Genomic DNA, 24,167 nt, shown 5'->3' on the forward strand with positions numbered 1-24,167 from the left:
GTGCTCATTTCATCACTCGAGAAGTTTGTTAATCTTGATATATCAACAATGGATAAACAAAATAATCGAACTGTTCCATCTTTATTGTTGTACCTGGATTTTTTAAGCGAGCCTCGTGCTCGCTTTTTTTTATTCGTAGTATTTAGCAATATTAGTTGGCGCGATAATACTAAATTCATAACAAAAGTCACCTAATATCACATCATAATCACTAACAAATCACCAACAAATCACTTCTCGATTGTTGTTTGTTACATGTCATTAACAGATGCTCTGCATTAACCAATCATTACCGATTGGAACAAAACAATTAGAATAGAAATGGCTTTTAGGGAGCAGTGATTAGATGAAAAAAACACAAATGGTGCTAGCGATTAATATGGCATTACTGGGTGTAACTGTTGCGTCGTCAGGCATAGTTTATGCTGCAGAAACAGAAGAAGGCGCCAATAAAGTTGAACGTATTGCGGTAACGGGTTCTCGTATTAAACGTACCGACCTAGAAACGGCGCAACCACTATTGAATATTAGCCGTGATGATATTGACCGTTCAGGTTTAAGCAGTTTATCTAACTTATTAAAAGAAATCGCCACTAACGGTGCTTCTCTTGGCTTACAAACTAACAATGGTAATACCGGTGGTGCTGCTACTGTTAGCCTACGTAACTGTGGCTCAGCCAGAACATTAGTGTTAATCAATGGACGCCGTTGGATCCCACAACTTGGTGGTAACGTTGACGTTTCAACGATTCCTTTAGCCGCAGTTGAACGCATTGAAGTATTAAAAGATGGTGCATCAACCATTTATGGTACCGATGCCATTTGTGGTGTTGTAAACGTGATCACCCGTAATGACTTTGAAGGCGCAGAGTTTTCAGGTTCAATGGGTGGATACGAACAAGGTGATGGCGAGCAAGAAACTGCGTCGATTACTTTTGGCGGTGCGGGAGAGAAAACCTCAATATTGATGAACGTTGCTTATACCAAGCAAGAATCAATTTTAGGGGGCGATCGTGATATTTCATCTGTACCTATTTACAATCTACCAGCGAACATTTCGGGTTCTGGTGGCCGTGCTAGTCCTACTACGCCATACGGTCAATACACCGCAACAGTGGACGGAGTTAAAGGTTCGTACACATTAGATCAATCTAAAACGGGTTGTGTTGCCAATCAAGAGTGTACCAGCGTAGGTGACTTTAAGTTATATGACCGCTTAACTGACGGATATAACTTTGCTCCGGTAAACTACATTCAACAGCCTTCTGAAACAACGAGTTTATATTTGCAAGCCGCGCATCAACTCAATGATTCGATTACGGCAAAATCAGACGTCATGTATTCGCAAAGAACTTCTGAAGCACAACTTGCCGCTCAGCCAATGGGGGGATTAGCAATTTCTAAAGATTCTGTTTATAACCCATTTAATCAAGATATTACAGGCGGTTCATTCCGTCCAATCGTGGCACCGCGTTCATTTGCAGCAGATGTTGATACATGGCGCGTCAGTGGTAGTCTTGAAGGTGATTTTGAATTAGCCGATCGTTCATTCTATTGGGATGCATTTGCAGCATTTTCTGAAACGAATTCGGTTTTCTTAAAAAATGGTTTCTTTGATACTAACAAGGTAAAAGCAGCCTTAGGTGCGTCTAGCATCACCAATGGCGTGGCAACCTGTGACGGCAACGCAGCTTGTGTACCATTAAACATTTTTGGTGGCCCTGATGGGGTAACACAAGAAATGTTAGATTACATTTCAGTATCGCCACGTAATTTAGCATCACAAACATTACATAACTACGGCGCTAGTATTGGCGGTGATGTGGTTGAGTTACCTGCCGGTATGTTAGCTTTTGTCGCTGGTGTTGAGTACCAACGCCATGCCGGTTACGACTCACCCGATCCTTTAACCGTTGCTGGCCAAGTGTTAGGTGATAACGCTTCACAGCCTACGGAAGGTGGTTTCTCGGTATCTGAAGCATTTGCTGAAACGGTAATCCCATTACTCGCTGATTTACCATATGTTAAAAAAGTTGAGTTAAATGCTGCTGTGCGTGTGTCTGACTACTCAAACTTTGGTAATACCACTAACCCAAGCTTTAAGCTGACTTATGCTCCTGTTGATGACGTGATGTTCCGCGCCAGTATCAGTGACGGTTTCCGTGCGCCATCGTTAACCGAATTATACAGTGGTCAAAATGACTCTCGTCCTGCGGCGACTGACCCATGTGATATTAAATCAGTTGCTTATACCAGTTCAGCGCAAACGCGTGCTAACTGTTTAGCTGCGGGTGTGAGCACAACGTTTGAACAGAAAGATCCACAGTTCCGTTCAAAAATTGGGGGTAATCCAGATTTACAACCAGAAACATCTACATCAAAAATTGTTGGTGTTGTGTACAACCCAAGTCAAATCGAAGGGCTGGGCTTAACACTAGACTGGTTTAACGTACAAATTGAAAATTTGATTGGTACTAACACCGCACAAACCATTGCTAATCGTTGTTATATTCAAGGGATCTCTCAATACTGTAACTTGATCACTCGTGATACCACGGGCGCACTAAACAGTAATCCTGGTGAGATTTCTAACTTACTGGCATTGTCTCAAAACTTTGTTGGTGGTTATGAAACCGAAGGGTATGACTTCAATGTGACGTATAATTTCACCACATCTTTGGGCGATTGGCAGATTAACTGGGACTCAACTTATGTTGATTACGCAGGCGACATAGGTCAGCCTGATCGTGGTGAGGTAAACGTTGACGGCAATATTTCTGGCGGTAACAGTGTCGGAAAACTTACCGCAGGTGCGTCTGGCGGTGGCAGTGAGTTTAGATTGAAATCAAACTTAACAGTGGGTTGGAGTAATGATGATTTCTTCGCATCTGTCACAGCTCAGTTCTTATCTAAACAAATAGAAAGTTGCTCAAACGTGATCACCGTTGCAGCGGGTGTTGGCCAACCTGAACTACGTGATTTATGTAGCGACCCAGACAATATGGCAATGAGTTATGCCTTTACACCTGGCACAACAGATGTCGTTGCAACTGAAGTCTCTGCACCTGAAAATAAATTGTCTCCAACAATGTATTTCGATGCGCAAGCAGGTTGGAATACGTCATGGGACAGCACTGTATCAGTAGGTATACGTAACTTATTTGATAAAGAGCCTCCAGTTGCTTACTCAGCGTTTGCTAACAGTTACGATCCTTCGTACCGTATTCCTGGTCGTTACTTATATGCATCGTTTAAACAACGCTTCTAATCATTAACACTCTGTACAAAAAAGACCCTTTTTAGGGTCTTTTTTTATCACTGCTATTTATCCCAATAGGGCGGGTTGCCATAATAATTGGAAAAGTAGTCAATAAAAGCTCTCACTTTGGGGGCTAACAACCGTGAGCTCGGGTAAACAGCCCAAATGGCGGCTTCATCAATTAACGGGTAATCCTCTAACACTTGCACCATTTCGCCACGTTTTAAATGCTCATAAGCAATCCATGTGGCACATTTAGCTATCCCCATGCCATTGGCACAGGCATCACGCACCGCTTCTCCGTGGTCAATGCGAATTGAACCTTTTATTTTCATGCTCAGCGGGCCATCTGGTGTGCTAAATGCCCAGGTTTCAAGCCCCGCTTGATTGATGCATTGATGATTGTATAAATCTTGCGGTGTTTTTGGCTTGCCATATTGGGCGACATAGTCTGCCGAGGCACACATAATGCGTTTATCAACAGCCAATTTTTTAGCAATTAAGCTTGAGTCTTGTAATTGTGCGTTACGAATGGCGACATCAAACCCACCTTCAACTAAATCTACAATCGAATCGGTTAAGCGAATATCGATATACAGAGCGGGATATTGAGCAATAAAAGCTTTAAAGGCTGGCATTAAATGCATCCGGCCAAATGACGCTGGCGCGGTGATCCTTAATGTCCCCTGGGGCTGAGCATCGCCACTACCCACCGCCGCACGGGCGGCCACCACACTTTGAATGATTTCTTCTGCATGGGGTAAAAACGCCATGCCTTCTTCGGTTAACGAAACTTTACGTGTGGTTCGGTGAATTAAGCGCGCACCTAGGCTTTCTTCTAAACGGTTGATATGCATGCTGGCAACCGGAGGCGACAAGCCTAACTCTTGCCCTGCTTGGCTGATATTGTGGGTCGACGCGACTCGGACAAACAGTTTTAGGTGTTCAAAATTCATCTTTTTAGCCCGTGTTAAGTTAACGTCATGAAATATCTAGGTGTTTGCAATACAAGGTTGCGCATGATCTAGGGTGCTTTTTAGGTAATCTTTAAGCTTAAACCATGCGAAGGTGCCTGCCAATAGATTCGCGAATGTGGCCGCGATGATAGTATTTAACATATCACCCGTTGCGGTGCCAATGGCAACAGCTGGAATATACAGGATAAACAGCCTCGCAAACGACACGATTAATGCTGTTTTGGGTGCCCCTAACGCATTAAATACCGATACTACCACCATGCATAATCCTAATGGCCCATAACTGATGGGCATAATCCACAGTGCCGCCTTTAACCATGCACTTAATGACGGGTCCTGGGTGATAAGTGGCAACATTAAATCAGCGCTCAGTGCTAATAGCACTGCGAGAACGGCAGTAAAACCGAGTAATAGTTTTGCAGTGGTGGTTAATAAATTGTCTATGGCATGGTATTGGCGCGCCCCTAAATACTGACCAATCATAGGCGGAATTGACATGGTGAGTGCTAAAGTGAATACCAGTGAAAAACTCTCAATACGCGCCAATAAACTCCAAAATGCAATAGCATCTGTACCCAGTTTAGCAATAAGCATCATGGCTACAAACGCGCTAGCAGCAGGTAAAAATTGATTGGTAATGGTCGCAGAGGTGACATTGAGCAGTTCGATACCATATTTAATGGTACCGATATGGCGCTGTAATCCAATAAACCACTGTTTTGGTTTTACATCAAACAGCACATAGATGGTGGCAATACCATAACCTAGGCTAGAGGCGATGGCTGCACCTTTAATGCCTAAATCAAAATAGAATATTAATAAAGGATCTAATACTAGGTTAATAATACTGGCGGTAACAAACATCGCCCCAGTGGTTTTGGTGTCGCCATGGGCACGGTAAACACTGGTGAGCAAGTACAGCACTGCCACGCTCAAGGCGCTAAATAACCAATATGGCCAGTAAGTGATAAATAAATTGACTAACAAAAAGTAGTGCGGGTTTTCTATATTGGGGCTGATAAATACACGCACTATAAATGTATCGAGTTGCCATAAAAGTAAGCAAAACAATGCCATAAATACAATGCCACCGTTAACTGATAATGTCGCAACAGCACGGGCTTTGTAATGTTTTTTTGCGCCAATCGCTTGAGACATAATCGCGGTAGCGCCAACGCCAATACCCACCTGAATACCAATTAACAGTGTTTGAAACGGTAATGTCATGCCGTGTGCTGCCAGTTCATTAACGCCTAATAAGCCGATAAACACCGAATCAACTAATTGCACCGACATGATGGCAAATAAACCAATGCATAAAGGCAATGTTTTACTGATAAGGGTACGAAGTGTTGAAGAAACAGCGAACATATACTTTCCGTACGATATGAGGGTAAAGATTAAGCCAAGATGAAACGCAGCTTAATGTCGGATCAATTTGGGGTAGCGTGACAACATCATGGTGAAAGGTTAGGGCTCACATAACCAATGTGAGCCCTAAAGTGGTTTAGTTAATATCAATAACCACTTTACCAATGGCTTTGCCGCTAGCTAAATACTGATGTGCATCAGTCACTTGCTCTAGGCCAAAGCGTTGTTCATCAACTACAGGTACTAATGCTCCAGATTCAACAATCTCAGCCAGTTGAGCTAGAATATTGCCATGAACTTCACGACCTATGTTGTGCATCATTGGGATTAACATAAAGACCACATGTAATGACAAACCTTTCATGTGTACCATTGATAAATCTAATTCAATGAAGGATAAGGTTGTGGCAATTTGACCGTTTAATTTAGCGGCTTCAATAGAGTTGGTGAGGTTTGCGCCGCCAACGGTATCTAAAATAACATCAAAGCCTGCACCGTCAGTGTGTTTAGCCACGTAATCGGCAACTGTTTCTGTTTTAAAGTTGATGGCTTTAGCGCCTAACTTTTCAATTAATTCTGCTTGAGTGCCTTCAGCACCGGTAGCAAAAACGTTTGCACCAAAATGTTTTGCAAGCTGTACTGCAACGTGACCCACACCGCCGGCGCCACCATGTACAAGTACGCTTTTACCTTCTGCAATACCTGCACGTGTTAAGCCTTCGTATGCAGTAATCCCCACCAAAGGCAATGCAGCCGCTTCACGCATAGAAAGGTTTTTAGGTTTACGAGCAATAAGCTTAGCGTCAGCCAACATGTATTGAGCAAGTGTGCCTGGTAAGTCACCTAAACCGCCAGCACAGCCATAAATTTCATCGCCAACGTTAAATTCAGTAACGCCTTCACCGACTGCTTCAATGGTACCGGCAAAGTCCATTCCTAATACTGCAGGGGCTTTAGGTGAGAAAGGCAATGCTTCGCCCATTTCACGGATCATCATGTCAATGGTATTAACACTGGTAGCTGCTAAGCGAACCAATACATTACCAACACTTACTGTTGGCTTAAGAATGTCTGCCGACTCGAAAACATCAGCTGCACCAAATTCGCGAATTATCATAGCTTTCATTGTGTAAAACCTCGTTGTGTTTGTGTGAAGCTAGTATAGGCGTTTGAGGGTTAATGATAATGGCCAGTAAACAACAATGTGTTTTAAGTTTTTATTAATAATCAGTGTCGACTCGAATAAAAAACAGCCAGTTATTACAATCACTATTAATAAAAAATTAATCACAAAGCGTAAGAAGCCGCTAATTATTAATAATATATTAAAACTATTTATGCTGTAGCGGCAATTATCAATTGAGAGAGTCCTTGTTAATCTTATTAACGAAATTTACACATTTGCTAAAAATATTGATGAACAGCATGTGCTCATCACCTAATAAGTAATAACGAATAAATAGCTAATAAATAACAAGGAACAATCCAATGAAATATCAAGGTTATACAACATTTAACGCGACCCAAGAGGGCGGGATTTTAACGGTCACATTCGATTTTGGTACTGTTAATGTACAAGGCCAGGAGATGTTAGCGGATTTAAATGGTTTAGCAATGCGACTTGAGCGTGACCGCGACACTAAAGTGGTAGTGTTTCAATCTGCCAATCCTGAGATTTGGGTATCGCACTACGACACTAACCTGTTAAAAGATATGTCGACAGAAGCGGTGTCTCGTGAAGATGTTAAGTTACTTGATTTACAGGTGATCCTTGAACGAATTAGCAAGTTACCCCAAGCGACCATTGCTAAGTTAGAAGGTTTTGCGCGTGGCGGCGGGCATGAGTTTGCTTTAGCGTGTGATATGCGTTTTGCTGCACGCGGTAAATATAAGTTTATGCAAATGGAAGTGGGCATGGGCATCTTACCTTGTGGCGGCGGTGCTTCACGCATGGCACGTCAAACCGGTTTAGGCCGTGCATTAGAAATTATTTTAAGTGCTCGTGACTTTACTGCCGATGAAGCAGAAGCGTACGGCACTATCAACAAAGCATTAGACCCTGACGAAATTGGCCCTTATGTTGATGCATTAGCACAGCGCATTGCTCAATTTCCTGCTGAATCAATTAATGCCTGTAAACAAGCTGTATACGAATCTATCGATAAGCCGATAGATGAAGCCCTAAAAGCGGAAGCTTATTGGTTATATCAAGCAACCAGCAAAACTCCTGCCATTAAACGTTTCACCATTGCTGATGAGCAAGGGCTTGAGCATGACATTGATAATCAACGTCATTGGAATGAGTTAGTGATGAAAGTGCAAGAAATAAACTAACCTTATTCGTGATTCATCATTAACGCTGATGTGCCTTGTCAGCGTTAATGACCCATTTAATTAGACGAGACAATAACACTATGAAAAAAATTATTTTAGTCACTGGTGCCACCGACGGTATTGGTTTAGCTACAGCCAAAATGTTGGTTGCAGAAGGTCATCACGTCCTTATTCACGGTCGTAATGCACAAAAACTCAGCCAGGTTGAAGCCGAGCTAAAAGCAATACCCGGTGCAAGCGAAATAGAAAGCTTCCGCGCTGACTTATCGAACCTAGGTGATGTTGCTGCATTGGCTGATGCCATAAGTGCTCAGCACAATAAGCTTGATGTGATTATTAATAATGCCGGTGTGTACAAAGTGCCGCAAATTACCAGCATAGATAATTTAGATGTGCGTTTTGTGGTTAACACCATTGCGCCTTACTTATTAACACAGCGATTACTGCCATTGTTAGACAGTACTGGCCGAGTGGTTAATTTATCTTCTGCGGCGCAAGCGAGCGTTAATTTAGCTGCATTAGCCAGCGCAAATGCAGGGCCTGCTGATGGCGCGGTATATGCACAAAGTAAACTGGCTATCACTATGTGGTCAGTACATTTAGCAACCACATTACAAAATAGCGGACCGGCTTTTATTGCCGTTAATCCAGCATCATTTTTGGGCAGTAAATTAGTAAAAGAAGCCTACGGTATGGCCGGTGCTGACTTAAATATTGGCGCGGATATTTTATGTCGTGCGGCACTGTCTGATGAGTTTGCTCATGCATCAGGGCGTTATTTCGATAATGACCAGGGTCAATTTACTTCGCCCCATGCAGATGCGTTAAACATTGTTAAAAATCAACAGTTAGTGGCAGCAATTGAATCGATTATTGCCCAAGTCAATTTAGGATAAAGAGGTTGTTATGTTAGGTGAAAACCATTGTTTAGTGCTTGATTTTCAAGAATTTACCCAGCGCATTACTGAGCTAAATGCTGCCGACAGTTAATTTGCTGCAGATGCAAAGCAATACCACGAGCTTGATCAAGAAATCCGTACCTTAGAGTTAGACGGTGCGCCAATTAATGACGAAGATATGCACCAGTTAAAGCATAAACGCTCAGTGTTAAAAGATTCGTTGTACCAACGTATTCATCAACGTTAATCAAATCATTACTTGCGTGCTGTTTATTATCTTCGGTAATAAGCGGCAACCGTTCCGACTGTTGTTTACCGCTAATAACGTAGTGTAATAAATCATTAGTTTTCAAGGATCGCCATGAAGAAAATATTAATCAACTTTGCCCATCCAGCCAAAGGGCGATCTAACATTAATGCCCAGTTTAGGGCGGCCGTAGAAAACATTGAAGGCGTGACCATCAATGATTTGTACGCCAATTACCCTGACTTTTTAATTGATGTCGCTCGCGAGCAAAAGCTGTGTGAAAGCCATGATGTGATTATATTTCAGCATCCATTTTATTGGTATTCAACGCCTGCAATCGTTAAAGAGTGGCTAGATTTAGTGCTAGAGCACGGCTGGGCTTATGGTAAAACCGGCACGGCGTTAAAAGATAAATGGTGCTTTCAAGCCATTAGCGCAGGTGGCGATGCGACAACCTATCGGGTTGATGGCGCCAATCAATTTACCATTGCCGAGTTAACTTCGCCAATGCGTGCTACCGCCAATTTATGCTTAATGGAATGGCTACCGCCTTTTGCGGTAATGGGCGTTCACCGTGGCTTGCCCACAGAACAAGTTACCGGCCACGCCGAAGATTATCGACGCCTTATTATCGCTATTCGTGATGGCGTATTGGATAAAGACAAAGCTCAACAAGCTGAGTTTTTAAACGCAAATCTTGACGACATCATGTTAAGGGCATAAACAATGGAATACTTTTTACTGCAGTTATTTATTTTCTTAGCCGCGTCAGCCATTGCCGTGCCGATAGCCAAACGTTTAGGACTGGGTTCGGTGCTCGGTTACCTGATTGCCGGGATGATCATTGGTCCGTTTGGTATTTCACTGATTGGCGATGTTGAAGTGGTGATGCATTTGACTGAATTTGGTGTTGTGATGATGCTATTTTTAGTGGGCTTAGAGTTAAGGCCTTCCATGTTATGGCAAATGCGCACCCCCATTTTAGGCATGGGCGGCATGCAAGTGGTGTTGTCGAGTATTGTCATGGCGGCTATTGCGCTATGGGCTTTGCCTTGGCAACAAGCACTGGCGATTGGGTTAATTTTGTCATTATCCTCAACGGCAATTGTGCTACAAACCCTCAAAGAAAAAGCTTTAATGAATACCGCGCCTGGTCGCTCGGTGTTTTCAGTATTGTTATTTCAAGATTTAGCCGTGATCCCCATGTTAGCGTTTATGCCACTATTGGCCACGTTAACCTTAGGCGATGATGGACATCATGGTTCGGTGTTATTTGATATCAATACCTTACCAGCGTATTTACAAGTGATTGCGACCCTGCTGGCGGTTGTGGGGATTTTAGTATTAGGGCGTTATGCCAGTCGGCCCATATTTAGAGCTATTGCAGCCACTGGCGTTCGAGAAATTTTTGTCGCGGCGGCATTAGCACTGGTGGTTGGGATTTCATTATTAATGACCGTAGTGGGCTTGTCGCCTGCGTTAGGGACATTTTTAGCCGGTGTGGTGTTAGCTGACAGTGAATACCGCCATGAGCTTGAAAGCGATATTGAACCCTTTAAAGGCTTATTACTTGGGGTGTTCTTTATTTCAATTGGTGCCAGCCTTAACTTCAGTTTAATTGGCGATAATGTGGCGCTTATTGCAGGCTTAACCGCGGGCTTAATTGTGATTAAGTGGCTGATATTAATCATTACTGGCAAGGCCTTTAAGGTGGCAAAAAAAGACAGAGCGTTATTTGCCGTAGCATTAGCACAAGGCGGCGAATTTGCGTTTGTGTTATTTCAATTTGCCAAGGTCAATGGCGTACTGGGCGCCGAGACTGTTGAGCCGTTAATCTCTGCAGTAGCGATTTCGATGTTTTTAACCCCATTGATGTTTATGGCCTATGAAAAACTGGCGATATCGAAAGACGATACTCAATTGAATGCACGCGAAGATGACACCATCAACCACAGTGGTCATGAGGTAATTTTAGCTGGCTTTGGCCGTTTAGGTACTGATTTAGGACGTTTTTTAATCTCTGCTGGGGTTAAGCCAGTGATTATTGACCATGATTCAACTAACGTTGATGTACTGCGTAAACTGGGTTACGAGGTGTATTATGGCGACATTACCCGTTTAGACTTGCTGGAAGCTGCTGGCGCTAAAGAAGCGAAATTATTAGTGATAACCATTGGTGACATTGAGAAGTCAACGACCTTAATTGAGCTGGTAAGAAAGCATTATCCGCACCTCAAAATTGTGGTGAATGCCGATGACCGTCAGGCAAGCTTTAAATTGATGGAATTAAATATTGATCATATTCGTCGTGAAACCTTTGGCAGTGCACTGGCGTTAGGCCAAGATGCTTTGCAACAATTAGGTGTCGACCCGTACGAGGCTTACCGTTTAGCGCGTATTTTCCGTAAAAAAGACGAAGAAATGATGCCAGAACTCTACAAGTGGCACTGTGAAGAAGAGCATTATATTTCTCACTATCAACAAAAGCATGCTGAGTTAGAAGCCTTAATGACGCGCGATTTACATGCTGACAATGATGAGCTCGACAAAGCCTGGACCGCTAAAAACCCGTCATTATGATGAGGCTTAATATAAAGCCATAAAAAACCGCCTGGACTTCGCATTAGGCGGTTTTTATTTGTTGATACTTAACGGTTAAGCGCGCATTGATTTTTCGCCGCGTGCTAAGCCGACCACACCAGAACGCGATATTTCAATCACTTTTGTGGTGTCACCTAAAGCGTGTATAAACGCATCGATTTTGTCGCTAGTTCCCACCATTTGTATGGTGTACAAGTTGGGCGTGACATCGACAATTTGCCCCCGGAAAATATCCGCAGTACGTTTAACTTCTTCGCGTTGCTCACCCTGAGCTTTCACTTTGACTAATGCAATTTCACGCTCAATGTGCGCCGCTTCGGTGATGTTAGCCACTTTTAGAATATCGATAAGCTTATGCAATTGCTTTTCAATTTGTTCTAACACGGTTTCATCGGCAATCACGGTAATGTTGAGGCGTGATAGCGTGGTGTCTTCCGTTGGCGCTACGGTTAAGCTTTCGATGTTATAACCGCGCTGAGAAAAAAGCCCTACAACGCGTGACAATGCGCCTGGTTGGTTTTCAAGTAATACAGAAATAATACGACGCATTAGCTTTTCTCCGTTTTGCTTAACCACATTTCGTTCATCGCGCCGCCGCGGATGAGCATAGGGTAAACGTGTTCAGTTTCGTCTACGCTAATATCGACAAACACTAACTTGTCTTTCATTGCTAAGGCTTCAGCTAGTTTTGATTCAAGCTCATCAGGGTGATTGATGTTCATGCCGACATGGCCATAAGCTTCAGCAATTTTGGCAAAGTTAGGCACAGAGTCCATATAGGATTGTGAATGACGACCTGAGTAAATCATGTCTTGCCATTGCTTAACCATGCCTAGGAAACGGTTGTTTAAGTTAATGATTTTCACTGGAGTATCATATTGCAATGCAGTTGATAGCTCTTGAATGTTCATCTGGATCGAACCGTCACCGGTGACGCACACTACGGTTTCATCAGGAAATGCCATCTTAACGCCCATAGCCGCAGGTAAACCAAAGCCCATGGTGCCTAAACCGCCTGAGTTAATCCAACGGCGTGGCTTATCAAATGGGTAATATAAGGCGGCAAACATTTGGTGTTGACCGACATCGGATGCAACATAGGCATCACCATTGGTTAATTTATACAGTGTTTCAATCACTTGTTGCGGTTTAATGCGATCACTTGTGCGGTCAAATTCTAAGCTTTTACGCGAGCGCCAAATATCAATTTCGCGCCACCATATGGCAAGTGCATCAGTATCGTTGGTTTCGCTCGATTCATCTAACAGCTCTAGCATGCTGTCTAGGATATTATCAGCTGAACCGACAATCGGAATATCAACGCGTACCGTTTTAGAGATTGAAGAGGGATCTATATCGATGTGTAAAATAGTGGCGTTTGGACAGTATTTTTCAACATTGTTGGTGGTTCTGTCGTCAAAACGAACACCGATACCAAAAATTAAATCGGTGTTATGCATGGCCATGTTGGCCTCATAAAGACCGTGCATACCCAGCATGCCTAAACTTTGCTTATGAGTACCAGGGAACGCGCCTAAGCCCATTAAGGTACTGATGACAGGAATGTTTAAGCGTTCTGCTAGTTTAAGAATTTGTGCGTCACAACCCGATATCACCGCGCCGCCGCCCACATATAACACAGGTTTTTTAGCGGCTAATAAGGCTTGTAATCCTCGGCGGATTTGGCCTTTATGGCCTGTGGTTGTCGGGTTATAAGAGCGCATTTTAACGCTGTCTGGATAAATGTAATCGTGAAGTATGTCTGGGCTTAAACAGTCTTTTGGAATATCGATAACAACCGGACCTGGGCGGCCTGTCGATGCGATGAAAAAAGCTTTTTTAACGATTTCAGGAATATCTTTGGCATCTTTCACTAAAAAGCTGTGTTTAACCACAGGGCGTGAAATACCAATCATGTCGCATTCTTGGAATGCATCATTACCGATAAGGTTACTCGGCACCTGACCTGATAACACAACTAACGGAATAGAGTCCATATAAGCGGTTGCAATACCGGTAATGGCGTTAGTTGCGCCTGGGCCAGATGTAACAAGTACGACACCGACTTTACCAGTAGCACGAGCGTAACCGTCAGCCATGTGCACAGCAGCTTGCTCGTGGCGCACAAGAATGTGCTCCATGCCGGGAATTTTATGAAGAGAATCATAGATGTCTAAAACTGAACCACCGGGATAACCGAAGATGTGGCTTACGCCTTCATCGATCAAAGAGCGCACGATCATACTCGCGCCAGAAAGCTTTTCCATGAAATGAGTCCTTTTTAAGTTACCGTATGGTAAACAGTATCTTGTTATACAACGACGGTAATCGCTTTAAAAATAAGTTTGAACGGTAATTCAAACTCGACGATTGAATTTAACAGTAGCTAAATTCAATGACTTGTTCATTCAGCAACCCAGACGAGTTACTGACACCCATCTTATGTAAATTAAAATTTACTGCAAGCTCTTTAGTTAAATATTTTTCAAGGTTGAAATCATTTCATGTTTATGATTTTTAAATTTCTGTAGCAGGGCAATTTATCACCACATCAAAAACGTTCAGGCCATCAATATTGATGGCCTGATTGTGTATTTTTAGGTATTTTTACGACTTAAGGTTGTGCCTCGATACTGGGTGTTTTCGGCAGTCGAGATTGTAAAAATTGGCATACACCCACAAGCAAAATGGCACAAAGCATAAGTGCAGAGAAGGGCACGGCACTGCCATCGTAAAAATAAGCCAGTAAAGGCCCTGCAGTTGCACCAAATCCAAAACGCAGAGTACCAATGACAGCAGTCGCTGTACCGGTTTCTTGTTTGAATTTTAATAATACAATGGCATCAGCATTCACCGACATCACCCCAAGTGAGCCCATTAAGGGGATGAGCATCAACACAGTAAAGTGGTAGCTTGAATCCAGCAGATTAACCATCAATAAACCGCAAGCGGCAATCACGCCAAAAAATGTCGAGACGTGCAACATGCGTTTTGAGCCATAGCGACTGACAATTCTTGAGTTAACAATGTTCGCCAGCATCAGAGCGCCAACGTTAGTACTAAATAAGATCGCAAACAGTGATTTGTCTAAATTGAACACTTCCATATAGATAAACGGGGATGCGGTTAAATAGCAAAAAAAGGCAAATGCCGTTAATACACCACTGGTAATATTGAGCTTGACGCCATCCCTTGCAAATACGGTGTAATAGGCCCGCAGAAAAGATTTTTGACTGCGACTATCAGCATCTTTATCACTGGGCATTTTTAATTTAAACAGCACCAGTGCTAACAAGGTGATGGCATAACAACTTTGACTTAAAAAGATTAAATGCCAGTCGCCTAGCTCCATAATCAAGCTTCCTAATGTTGGAGCAAGTAAAGGGGCCAACATCATAATTAAACTGACATAAGACATGCCTTTAGCCGTATTGTCGCCATAGACTTCTTTTATATAACCCGGCACCACAACTGTGGCTGCAGCGCCAATAAATGCCTGGGCAAAACGTAGAATTAAAAATTGCTCAATACTGGTACTCAAGGCAATGAGTAAACTAATAACCGTAAATCCGGATAAGCCAAAAATCACTAATGGTCGGCGGCCAATTTTATCGGCTAATGGGCCAAAAGTGAGCATGCCTAAGGCATAGCCTGCCAAATAAATACTTAAAGACTGTTGCACCGTGGTAATACTGGTGTCAAAGCCCAGAGCCAAGACCGACATTGCCGGTAAATACATGTCGATGGCTAAAGGGGTTATCGCCACGATTGCGGCCAACATAGGGATCAGCATGGCCAAATTAGGAATACCGGTATTGATGGGCGATGACGTTGATTTTACTGGCGTTACCACATAAACCTCGAAAGCAGAAAAACGTAAAAACTGCGCAAAGTGCGCAAAAGATGTAACAGTTTAGCATGTAAAAATGTGGGGGCACCGTCATATTTGTAAGCGAATTTGGCACGATCTCATGATCGCTTTAGCATCGGTGCTTTGGGTGTCATAACCTTTATGCTGCACTTGTCGTTCATGAAGTGGCTGCATTTGAAAGTAGGGCTGGGTTTATTACCAATTTTACAGCGTTAACAAAAATTTACCTGTTTAGCGCGATTGAATGTGTCGTAATTATTTTGAAATAAAACTATGATAACTGTCAAAGTCAAAGCTGTGGGGGTGTTGTGTTTCTGAGTCGATTGTATGCGTTTATGCCTGGTTTAGAGACCTTTTCTCGTTATGAGCGAAGCTGGCTCAAAGACGATGTCACCGCAGCGTTATCTGTTGCAGCTGTTGCATTACCTGTGGCGATTGCTTATGCGCAGCTAACGGGTGTTAATGCCGCGGTTGGTTTGTATTCTTGCGTTTTACCTATGCTAGTTTATGCCCTGTTTGGTACATCAAGACAACTTATTGTTGGCCCTGATGCAGCCACCTGTGCGGTGATTGCCGCGGTGGTTACGCCACTTGCTGCGGGCGACAGCTTAATGCATTGGCAACTGGTAATGACCATGACGGTGATGACGGGTTTTTGGTGTTTAATTGCCAGTCGATTTAAGTTAGGCGTGTTGGCCGATTTTTTATCAAAACCGATTTTAATGGGCCTGCTTAACGGGGTCGCGATTACCATTATTGTGGGTCAGTTTTCCAAAATATTTGGCTTTACCTTCGATGAAAAATACCTACTAGAACGTTTAGGTGGCGCGCCTAGCTACTTGTCACAAACGCATGTGCCTACGTTGTTAATGGCTGTATTAACCGTGATTGTTTACTTTGTGATGAAGCGGATTAAACCGACATGGCCAGCGTCAATGTTTGCCATTGCTGTCAGTGCATTACTGGTGTGGGGCTTTAAGCTTACCCAATACGATATTGCAGTCATTGGCTCTGTTGCGGGTGGCTTACCGTCATTTCAAACTCCTGCATTTAATATTGGTATTGCCCGTGAACTGGTGATGCCTGCACTGAACTTAGCGATGGTGAGCTTTGTGAGTATGATGCTCACAGCGCGCAGTTTTGCCGCTAAAAATGGTTACGACATCGATGCAGACAAAGAATTTAAAGCCTTAGGGCTAGCCAATATTGCATCGGCGTTATCGCAAGGTTTTGCTGTCAGTGGCGCCGATTCTCGCACTGCCGTTAATGATGCAAATGGTGGTAAAACCCAACTTGTGTCGGTTATTGCCGCGGTATTAATAGCCATAGTGGCGGTTTTTTTAACCGCACCACTTGAATACATCCCCAGTGCAGCATTAGGGGTTGTACTCGTTATAGCATCAATTCACCTTATCGATTTTAAAGCGATTTGGGTGTTGCGCCTGCGAGATCGTCAAGCATTTTACCTGGCTCTGACCACGTTATTTGCGGTGTTATTTATTGGGGTTATCCCGGGGATTACGCTTGCGGTATTACTTGGCTTATTTCAATTTTTACGCACGGTAATGCGCCCAACAGATCAAGTGTTAGGCCTTGATGCCAAAGGGATTATTCGCAGTATTGACGGCAGCGATAAAGCGGCTGCGGTACCCGGTGTGTTTATTTATCGGTTTAACTCGCCTTTGACCTATTTTAATTCAACGTACTTTAAACGCAGGTTACTTGAACGTTTTGCACGCCAGAATCAACTTGAGCCTGTTGATTGTGTGATTATTGATGCAGTGCCTTGTTTTACACATTTAGATTTGAGTGTGATGGCCATGTTGACCGACATTGAAGCATTATTGCGTAAACGTGGCGTAAGCTTGGTGTTAGCAGGCAGAAAACGGCAGTTGATCAGTTGGTTTGAGCAAACAGATATGGTGTCGGGTGATGAGGGGATTACCATCCGCTCGGATTTGTATTTAGCGCTTAAATTACACCAGAGTCACTTAGCGGCCACAATAGTGCCTGAGGTTAAGCAACAGATGACGGCTGACGAACAGTCTGTGTTAACTCACAGTCAAATATAAGTGAGCGCTATTCATTTAAATAATTGATTTTAAATGTTTTTAATATTTGTTGTCGAGGGCGGCTTTATTCTATAAAATCGCCCGAAATAACTGAGGTATGGCAATCATACCTTGTAACGACGCCCCCTCGAAAATCAGACTCTTAACTTCCTTTCTGAGTCCTTAAGTAAAGTAAAAAGCGTAGTCTTTCTGTTTGGATGTGGCATGTATGGTTTCGCAAGTAAGTGAAGCAATGCTGGATGTGATCGCAGATGCGTTAGTCGATAAAGGATATATTCTTTTATCTGACATCATTCCTGATTATGTAAGCTTAGCCTTGCTTGAAAAAATGCAAGCTGAGCAAGATATTAACTTTAAAGACGCAGCCATAGGTCGAGGTATTGATCAACAAATCAATACTGAAATTCGCTCGGATAAAATTAGTTGGTTAGACAATCAAGATCATACCGATCGCGAATACTTGTCGATTATGGATCAACTAAAAGAGGGCTTAAATCGGCGCTTATTTATGGGGTTGTTCGATTTTGAAAGCCATTATGCTGTTTATGAGCCTGGTGCATTTTATAAAAAACATGTTGATGCATTGCACGGTAGCCAAAATCGAATTTTGTCGACGGTATTTTTCTTGAATCCAGAATGGCAAGAAAGCGACGGTGGTGAGTTGGTGATTTATGATGAGCTTGACCAGCAACTCGATGTGGTGAATCCACAAATTGGTACGCTAGTACTGTTTTTGAGTGAGCGATTTCCTCATGAAGTGCGCCCAACGTTTAAAACGCGTAAGAGTATTGCCGGTTGGTTTAGGGTCAGTAACGCTAATCACGGCTTTTAATCGTTAATGGGTTATCACTCAGACACAGATAATGATGTAGACAACGATTATCTGTGTTTTGATAATTCATATCAATCTGCAATTTTTTGTAAGCCGCCATCGCTGCCATGTTCTCTTACAATAAATCAACTGCGTGCCTGCAGTGATACTTTTCAATTTAGTCACTATTGCTATACGATTATGTGATATATATCGTATTCACCATCTGTTTATGTTGTGGTAATTCAAATTTTATTAATCGCAGCAAAAACTCTCACGACGTTGACTGTTTATATGTTGAACGCGTAAGTAGTCATTTTTAGATGACTTAGATACTGGCGAGCGAGACGCTAAAAAAACTATTTTACATAAGGAAGACAATAGAATGTTCAAACCAGCAATGTGGATTTTGGCTTCATCATTTGTGTGTTTCAGCACGGTTTCGTTTGCAGAAGATGCCGCCGAAAAAGCCTTTACTAATGAATTAATTGAATGTGCTGCTTATTACCAAATTAGCTCTGAGGCTATTGCTGCGATGAATGCTCCACAAATGAAAGCGGTAGGCGAGCGTCTAAATACCTCTGCAAGTGATGCGGTAACGCTTGCCAGTAAATATCGTGGCGCAGAGCAAGTAGCACAAGATGTGGCTGCAGCTAAAGAGGCCCAAGTGAAAAAGCTCGCTGGCTCAAACAACCTTGGTGGTTTGATGGCTCAGTATAAAGATGCTTGCAAGACGTTAGTTGATGATCCGCAAAAACGTTTAGATTACTGGACAATGGCAACCATGTAATACAAACCTGCCTGAAAGTATCGATGGTGCAGTCCATCAATAGAATACGCCGCGAGTGGATATGTCGTTAATTAAGCCTTACTTAGTTAGCCATTTTCCTTGCGGCGTTTGTATTATATGGCCGGTATCAGCTGCTTGTATGACTTTTTGTGCAGCAAGCTTAGCAACTGTTTCAAGTGTAATGTGATTATGCTCTGCAATCACCAGATAATACTTTTTACGCTTCTCGTTTACCGCGAACACCAATGTTTGAGTTTCTTGGCTATCCACCACTACACCTAAATAGCCATTGGTTTGTTCTCCAACCCAGCCCGATGCTTTGGCTTGTTGTAAGGTCACTGCAGCCAACACACTTGAGCACCATAATAGACTAGTGGCGCACAGTAGCGTCACGATAGCGAATGAAGATTTCATCATAGTGACCGCCTAAAATAACTCATCATTTTCTATCAAAGTATCTAACGCTTTATCCACTTTGATTTTAATTTCATGTTCAATTTTGACATTAAGATTAATCACAATAGGTTTGTCTGGCGGCTCAATTTTCACCGTGGGTGTACAACCTGAGAGCCACAATGAGCCCAGCAGGGTACTGATACTAACAATGTATATCGACGAGTATTTCACCTGTATTTCCTTTTGATGCGACTTGACTGATGTTATTCAACTTGTGTTACTGAGCTTGTGTTACTGAGAGTATGCTGTTGAACATTTAGTACTGAACCTTGGTTTCAATCTTGTTTTGTAATTGGTTGCCTATTTGAGTGCTCTTGTATAACTGAAAAAGGTTTTCCTGATGGTCATAATTGAGATGAACAGGGCGCTCAATATCGCGGCTTTTACCTTTTACACCCACATGAATAAAGGCATCACCGTTTGGGTTCATATCAAAAGTACTCGATAATTCAGTGTAGTTAAGATGCTCCAGTGCGGTAAACACTAATTCCAAATAAGGCTGAGATAGGGCCAGTTGATCCATTGCTGGATTTCCTGCAACTTCAATTAATCCTCCAGGCTTACGAGCCGCGAGCTTCCCGCCCGCAATCGTCACTTTACCATCGACAAGTTCAGCAGGGAGTACGCCATCAAATAGACCGCTGGCTTTTACACCGACTTGAGGTTGTTCTTCTAAAAATGTGGCTAAACTTAACCCTTGTAATAAAAGATAGCCGTGGGATTTATCATGCAACTTAAGTATAAACTCTGGCAATAAAAAGCGGCCATCGAGCATGTCGCCACTGGCTGTTAAACTGACGTTGGTTTCACTGAGTCCAGTGATTTGTTGCAGCCAATTTTCGGGCACTTTATTGCCGTCTTTGGTTAATTCAATATTGGCATTAACGTTGAGGTTAGTCATTAATAAGCCGACATTGGCTTTTTGTAAGCTAATAGCAGTTTGAGGGCACACCAATTGGCTTTGTGCAAAGTGTTGCTCTGCCAGCGGTGTGTTTGGTTTGTCGTGCTGCTGTTGCCAGTTAAATTGGCACTGTGCAAACACATCTCCACCAATAAATGATTTGTCAGCTAAGCGGCCAGATAATGATGAAAGTTGGTGCTGAATTTTCATTTCAAATTGACTGCTGTTATCAAGTTCGCTCAGAGCAAAGCCTGCTACCAAATGGCTATGACCTTGAAGGTTGAAGTTGTCAGGTAATGGCTGCACTTTTTTAAGCGTGCTCAGAGCCTGTTCTATGTCGGTGTCAAATGTCCATTGGCCAGCTAATGAAAGCGGACTCTTGGCGTCGGCAAACTTTAATAAATGGTAACTGCTTAATGCAAGGGTATCTAATTGCCATTGCTCACTGCCCACCAATAAACCTTTTGACAAATTAAGTTGCTGCTGCAATTTAACGTTATTCAGTGCAAGTAAGGGTTGACGACGACTTTTACCAACCTGTTTAACGGCATCAAGTTGCTTTATGCTCCAAACAACATGGTTTGCAGTAGGAGTTTGTAACCAGCGGGCAATGGCCTGTTCAATATTTTCATCGTCACTTAGGCTAAATGAAACAGCTTGTTGAACGTCAATACTCGCCTGGTCGACGGTTGCATAACTCGTGATGGTTTTAATGCTTTTTTGACTGACAATGTGCTGGCCGATAAATTGTTTTGCAGTCACCTTAAACGGCGCTAACTGAATATCGAGTTTTTGGCTTTTATTAATAGTTGATGTTTCAGATAAATTAAACGTGAGTGAAGCGAGTTGCACAGCAGTATTTTTCTGAATTTTATGGGTGGTTTTATCACCATCTTGGTGCGCTAAATTCAGATCTGTAAATGTCATCGTTGAACTAGGATGCAAAGCAACATTGATATCACTCGCATGCTGGCTTCCTATTGAGCCGTTAAGCATAATTGACGCGGTGTTGAACGTTAGATGTTGAATATCAATGTCTGGAAAGATAGTTTTTATATCAATGGATTGGGGCGGGGTAGATGTAGTGCCTGCAGCCAAGAATTGCGTCCCCCAATTAACATCGCTGCGCCATTGTTGTTGGCTGTTTGCCTTAATGTGGTTTAATGACAATAGGGTTTGCAAGCGTAAACCTTTAAGGCTAAATGTGACATTTGGCAGCGATACTTGCGTTACCGCAGTATCATGTTGAATGGGAATAATCACTTCAACTGGCTCTGTCATATTAATGGCTATTTGTGGCTGCTCAGATGACGGTGCAAACTGCTGTATTAGTTGCGTAATGTGTTGCTGAATTTCAGCGTCGGTTATCAATAAATCCACTAATTGATTGATGTCAGCATCACTCGGGGTTAGTTGATAATTGATGGGCGCAAAGACCAATTTTAGCGCAAGTGTTTCAATCGGTTGCAGTGCCTTGAATGGATCATTAATCGGGTACTGACCTATATCTAAGGTAAAATTGATCGGTTGTTGTGGCGTAAAAAACACACTTGGCCAACGTGCTGAGTGTAATGATAAATCGCGTATGGATTGTTGGCTCTTAAGCTCGCCATTGAGTAAGTTAAGTTGGGTGTGAGTTGTCCATTGTCCTTGAACTGATAATTGCTGCTCAGTGATAGGGTTGAGTATATGTGTCAGTTGTTTTTGTAAGCCACTTAATAGGTTGTTGCTGTTTGGATTAGCCTTAAATTGTTTATCATGCAACAGGTTTAAATATTGCTGTAACGACTCAAGCCCTTGATAACTAGCACCTAAGTCGACCAGAGTGTCAAATTTCCAAGCACGTTTGCCAAGTGTTGCATCAACACTGAATAGTGGAAAATCATCAAAGCGCCACACGGTATTGAGTTTACCAGTTTCTGACAGGATTAGATTATCCATGGTTAAGCTATGTTGGTTGGCTTGTGCGGTCTCTAAGACGGGGAGTCTTATGGTGATATTGCCTAAATTAATCGTTGGGAGTTTCGCGAGATTTAATTGTAAGGTGGCGGGCGAGTCTTCGGTTTGCTCTGATTGCCTAATAAAAAAACTTTCACCTAAGTCGACATACACGCTTTTTGTTTTAATGCTGACAATATCGTCGGCATTGAATTGCTGATTTTTAAGCATTTCAATACTGTCGCGCAGTTCGAGATTAAACTCTTGTACGGCAATATGGCTGTCTTCAATTTTGATAATTAGCCTTGGAATATAAAGATGATTTAATGATACGTATTCGGCATCGAAATTCAGGACTTCAATGTGATTGTCTGCCAGTAAGTTATTGAGTAATTTTACTGTCAGTGGTTTGGCATGTTCGATAATGGCCCACACTAAACCTACTGTGCATATCAGTATAAAAAGTAACAGTCGTTTTAGGGTAAATAGGCGCAATAGTGGCTCACTCGTTGCTTTGTTTTTGCTCTATTTTAGCGTTACTACGGCTCAATACCGTAGATAAAGTCGTTTGATTCTACTCAAGATTAGCATGTTAACAGGTTGATTGAATTAGCCTATAAAAGATAATTAATCCCTTTAGTACGCTAATCAGCCAATAAAAAAGGCGCAATTAAGCGCCTTTGGGTGACAATAATCGATTAAGCTGGCATAGGTTCAACAACAATGTGCTCTAACTCAATGGCAGCAATTGCGTGTAATGCATCCATCGTTGCGCCCACTAAACTAATTTTGCCTTCAGATGACTCAACCAATACGGCACGTTTAATTTCACTGTATTGACGGTTGTGTCTAATCAAGTTCGATAACGCCATTTGCATCGGTTGCATTGATGGGTTAAAGGCGGCGTTTTCGGCATAACGGCCACAGAATGTTGCTCCGTCGATGGTTTCAAGCACCACAGCGGCATTACTGTCAGTGTAAGGCGCATAGCTAAGGCCAGCTTGATCTACCGCTTCAATGATCATTGGGTCGTCAGAGTTTAGGCTAAATTCTTTTTCACGTTTGCACAGTAGTGGCAAGGTAACATTGAGGTCGGCAGGGCTAAAGCCATACGGTAAGTAATGAGATAAGGCTTTAGTTTCTTGTTGTGGCAGATGGATCTTGATATTACTGCCGTTGAACAATTCATTCATAAATTGACGACAGTGGCCACACGGACTGTAATTAACAATAATATCTACAATTTCTGTTTCACCGCTTAACCATGCATGACTAATGGCGCTTTGCTCTGCATGTACACTGTGAAATAGCGCTTCACCGGGTAGTTCAAGGTTGCCGCCCATGTACAGGTCGCCGCTCGCACCTTTAGCTATCGCACCGACATAAAACTCACTGATAGGTGGGTTGGCCAGAGCAGCAGCAATAGGCAATAAATCCATTAGTACTTGTTCTTCTGGTTTACCGCTAGCGTCGACTAACATTGCAAATTGGCTGGCATCGATGTGGCCACAAAATTGCTCATGCAGTAATGGTGCAAGTGCGGTCGCTAATGGTTTGTCTAACTGAGTAATGCTGTCTAAAAAACGATTTTGCATTCCCTTAATCCTTAAATGAAATAAATCGGGTAAAAGTGATGATTC

At 42.6% G+C, this 24,167-nt stretch carries 19 protein-coding genes; 9 read left to right on the forward strand and 10 right to left on the reverse strand.

The annotated features are described in order from the left end of the window. Window positions 1-346: 346 nt before the first annotated feature. The gene (locus tag GQA99_RS02140; protein WP_160052219.1) at window positions 347-3,268 is read left to right on the forward strand and encodes a TonB-dependent receptor plug domain-containing protein; all 2,922 of its coding nucleotides are present in this window, start codon (window positions 347-349) and stop codon (window positions 3,266-3,268) included. Window positions 3,269-3,321: 53 nt separating this feature from the next. Here GQA99_RS02140 and GQA99_RS02145 read toward each other — a convergent pair whose 3' ends face one another. From GQA99_RS02145 to GQA99_RS02155, 3 genes are all read right to left on the reverse strand, one after another. Then, window positions 3,322-4,215, reverse strand: a complete 894-nt coding sequence (locus GQA99_RS02145) for a LysR family transcriptional regulator (RefSeq protein WP_160052220.1) — start codon at window positions 4,213-4,215, stop codon at window positions 3,322-3,324. 36 nt (window positions 4,216-4,251) lie between these two features. Continuing rightward, the gene (locus GQA99_RS02150) at window positions 4,252-5,607 is read right to left on the reverse strand and encodes an MATE family efflux transporter (RefSeq protein WP_160052221.1); all 1,356 of its coding nucleotides are present in this window, start codon (window positions 5,605-5,607) and stop codon (window positions 4,252-4,254) included. 136 nt (window positions 5,608-5,743) lie between these two features. Then, a complete protein-coding gene (locus GQA99_RS02155) occupies window positions 5,744-6,733 on the reverse strand; it encodes a zinc-dependent alcohol dehydrogenase family protein (protein WP_160052222.1) in 990 nt (329 codons plus the stop codon). A gap of 362 nt (window positions 6,734-7,095) precedes the next feature. Between GQA99_RS02155 and GQA99_RS02160 the strand changes: the two genes are divergently transcribed. The 5 genes from GQA99_RS02160 to GQA99_RS02180 all read left to right on the forward strand — a co-directional run bounded on the left by GQA99_RS02160 (window position 7,096) and on the right by GQA99_RS02180 (window position 11,667). Next, on the forward strand, window positions 7,096-7,941 hold the full coding sequence (locus GQA99_RS02160) for an enoyl-CoA hydratase/isomerase family protein (RefSeq protein WP_160052223.1): 846 nt from the start codon (window positions 7,096-7,098) through the stop codon (window positions 7,939-7,941). An 80-nt stretch (window positions 7,942-8,021) separates the two neighbouring features. Further along, window positions 8,022-8,837: an SDR family NAD(P)-dependent oxidoreductase gene (locus GQA99_RS02165; RefSeq protein WP_160052224.1), complete on the forward strand. Its 816-nt coding sequence runs from the start codon at window positions 8,022-8,024 to the stop codon at window positions 8,835-8,837. Window positions 8,838-8,973: 136 nt separating this feature from the next. Then, a complete protein-coding gene (locus GQA99_RS21050; protein WP_373291416.1) occupies window positions 8,974-9,087 on the forward strand; it encodes a DUF465 domain-containing protein in 114 nt (37 codons plus the stop codon). A gap of 114 nt (window positions 9,088-9,201) precedes the next feature. Continuing rightward, window positions 9,202-9,810: an NAD(P)H-dependent oxidoreductase gene (locus GQA99_RS02175; RefSeq protein WP_160052225.1), complete on the forward strand. Its 609-nt coding sequence runs from the start codon at window positions 9,202-9,204 to the stop codon at window positions 9,808-9,810. Window positions 9,811-9,813: 3 nt separating this feature from the next. Further along, window positions 9,814-11,667 (forward strand): monovalent cation:proton antiporter-2 (CPA2) family protein, encoded by a 1,854-nt coding sequence (locus tag GQA99_RS02180; RefSeq protein WP_160052226.1) that lies wholly within the window; start codon window positions 9,814-9,816, stop codon window positions 11,665-11,667. Between the two features lie 75 nt (window positions 11,668-11,742). Here GQA99_RS02180 and ilvN read toward each other — a convergent pair whose 3' ends face one another. The 3 genes from ilvN to GQA99_RS02195 form a co-directional block, all read right to left on the reverse strand. Beyond that, window positions 11,743-12,237: an acetolactate synthase small subunit gene (gene ilvN, locus GQA99_RS02185; protein WP_160052227.1), complete on the reverse strand. Its 495-nt coding sequence runs from the start codon at window positions 12,235-12,237 to the stop codon at window positions 11,743-11,745. Continuing rightward, entirely contained in the window at window positions 12,237-13,955 is a 1,719-nt protein-coding gene (locus GQA99_RS02190) for an acetolactate synthase 3 large subunit (RefSeq protein WP_160052228.1), read from the reverse strand. The genes ilvN and GQA99_RS02190 overlap by 1 nt, the downstream gene beginning before the upstream one ends. A 347-nt stretch (window positions 13,956-14,302) precedes the next feature. Continuing rightward, on the reverse strand, window positions 14,303-15,481 hold the full coding sequence (locus tag GQA99_RS02195; protein ID WP_160052542.1) for a multidrug effflux MFS transporter: 1,179 nt from the start codon (window positions 15,479-15,481) through the stop codon (window positions 14,303-14,305). A gap of 413 nt (window positions 15,482-15,894) precedes the next feature. Here GQA99_RS02195 and GQA99_RS02200 point away from each other — a divergent pair, with 413 nt between their 5' ends. The 3 genes from GQA99_RS02200 to GQA99_RS02210 all read left to right on the forward strand — a co-directional run bounded on the left by GQA99_RS02200 (window position 15,895) and on the right by GQA99_RS02210 (window position 19,232). Then, entirely contained in the window at window positions 15,895-17,631 is a 1,737-nt protein-coding gene (locus GQA99_RS02200) for a SulP family inorganic anion transporter (RefSeq protein ID WP_229785852.1), read from the forward strand. Between the two features lie 208 nt (window positions 17,632-17,839). Beyond that, window positions 17,840-18,463, forward strand: coding sequence for a 2OG-Fe(II) oxygenase (locus GQA99_RS02205; RefSeq protein WP_160052230.1), 624 nt, complete (start codon window positions 17,840-17,842; stop codon window positions 18,461-18,463). A gap of 379 nt (window positions 18,464-18,842) precedes the next feature. Next, the gene (locus GQA99_RS02210; protein ID WP_170293496.1) at window positions 18,843-19,232 is read left to right on the forward strand and encodes a hypothetical protein; all 390 of its coding nucleotides are present in this window, start codon (window positions 18,843-18,845) and stop codon (window positions 19,230-19,232) included. A 78-nt stretch (window positions 19,233-19,310) separates the two neighbouring features. Here the strand turns inward: GQA99_RS02210 and GQA99_RS02215 are convergent, their stop codons facing one another. From GQA99_RS02215 to cdd, 4 genes are all read right to left on the reverse strand, one after another. Further along, window positions 19,311-19,649, reverse strand: a complete 339-nt coding sequence (locus tag GQA99_RS02215) for a YdbL family probable chaperone protein (RefSeq protein WP_308426343.1) — start codon at window positions 19,647-19,649, stop codon at window positions 19,311-19,313. Window positions 19,650-19,658: 9 nt separating this feature from the next. After that, complete coding sequence (locus tag GQA99_RS02220; RefSeq protein ID WP_160052232.1) at window positions 19,659-19,859, reverse strand: YnbE family lipoprotein; 201 nt, start codon at window positions 19,857-19,859, stop codon at window positions 19,659-19,661. 85 nt (window positions 19,860-19,944) lie between these two features. After that, the gene (locus GQA99_RS02225; protein WP_439144424.1) at window positions 19,945-23,022 is read right to left on the reverse strand and encodes an intermembrane phospholipid transport YdbH family protein; all 3,078 of its coding nucleotides are present in this window, start codon (window positions 23,020-23,022) and stop codon (window positions 19,945-19,947) included. A 203-nt stretch (window positions 23,023-23,225) separates the two neighbouring features. Then, window positions 23,226-24,122, reverse strand: a complete 897-nt coding sequence (cdd, locus tag GQA99_RS02230; RefSeq protein WP_160052234.1) for a cytidine deaminase — start codon at window positions 24,120-24,122, stop codon at window positions 23,226-23,228. Between the last annotated feature and the right edge of the window lie 45 nt (window positions 24,123-24,167).

The organism is Shewanella litoralis (assembly GCF_009828585.1).
GTDB classification, from domain to species: Bacteria; Pseudomonadota; Gammaproteobacteria; order Enterobacterales; family Shewanellaceae; genus Shewanella; species Shewanella litoralis.

Excerpts from the sequence above, each read along its gene's own strand:
- GQA99_RS02140 (WP_160052219.1), top strand. The coding sequence starts at position 347 with ATGAAAAAAACACAAATGGTGCTAGCGATTAATATGGCATTACTGGGT.
- GQA99_RS02145 (WP_160052220.1), bottom strand. The coding sequence starts at position 4,215 with ATGAATTTTGAACACCTAAAACTGTTTGTCCGAGTCGCGTCGACCCAC.
- GQA99_RS02150 (WP_160052221.1), bottom strand. The coding sequence starts at position 5,607 with ATGTTCGCTGTTTCTTCAACACTTCGTACCCTTATCAGTAAAACATTG.
- GQA99_RS02155 (WP_160052222.1), bottom strand. The coding sequence starts at position 6,733 with ATGAAAGCTATGATAATTCGCGAATTTGGTGCAGCTGATGTTTTCGAG.
- GQA99_RS02160 (WP_160052223.1), top strand. The coding sequence starts at position 7,096 with ATGAAATATCAAGGTTATACAACATTTAACGCGACCCAAGAGGGCGGG.
- GQA99_RS02165 (WP_160052224.1), top strand. The coding sequence starts at position 8,022 with ATGAAAAAAATTATTTTAGTCACTGGTGCCACCGACGGTATTGGTTTA.
- GQA99_RS02175 (WP_160052225.1), top strand. The coding sequence starts at position 9,202 with ATGAAGAAAATATTAATCAACTTTGCCCATCCAGCCAAAGGGCGATCT.
- GQA99_RS02180 (WP_160052226.1), top strand. The coding sequence starts at position 9,814 with ATGGAATACTTTTTACTGCAGTTATTTATTTTCTTAGCCGCGTCAGCC.
- ilvN (WP_160052227.1), bottom strand. The coding sequence starts at position 12,237 with ATGCGTCGTATTATTTCTGTATTACTTGAAAACCAACCAGGCGCATTG.
- GQA99_RS02190 (WP_160052228.1), bottom strand. The coding sequence starts at position 13,955 with ATGGAAAAGCTTTCTGGCGCGAGTATGATCGTGCGCTCTTTGATCGAT.
- GQA99_RS02195 (WP_160052542.1), bottom strand. The coding sequence starts at position 15,481 with ATGCTGATCCCTATGTTGGCCGCAATCGTGGCGATAACCCCTTTAGCC.
- GQA99_RS02200 (WP_229785852.1), top strand. The coding sequence starts at position 15,895 with ATGCCTGGTTTAGAGACCTTTTCTCGTTATGAGCGAAGCTGGCTCAAA.
- GQA99_RS02205 (WP_160052230.1), top strand. The coding sequence starts at position 17,840 with ATGGTTTCGCAAGTAAGTGAAGCAATGCTGGATGTGATCGCAGATGCG.
- GQA99_RS02210 (WP_170293496.1), top strand. The coding sequence starts at position 18,843 with ATGTGGATTTTGGCTTCATCATTTGTGTGTTTCAGCACGGTTTCGTTT.
- GQA99_RS02215 (WP_308426343.1), bottom strand. The coding sequence starts at position 19,649 with ATGATGAAATCTTCATTCGCTATCGTGACGCTACTGTGCGCCACTAGT.
- cdd (WP_160052234.1), bottom strand. The coding sequence starts at position 24,122 with ATGCAAAATCGTTTTTTAGACAGCATTACTCAGTTAGACAAACCATTA.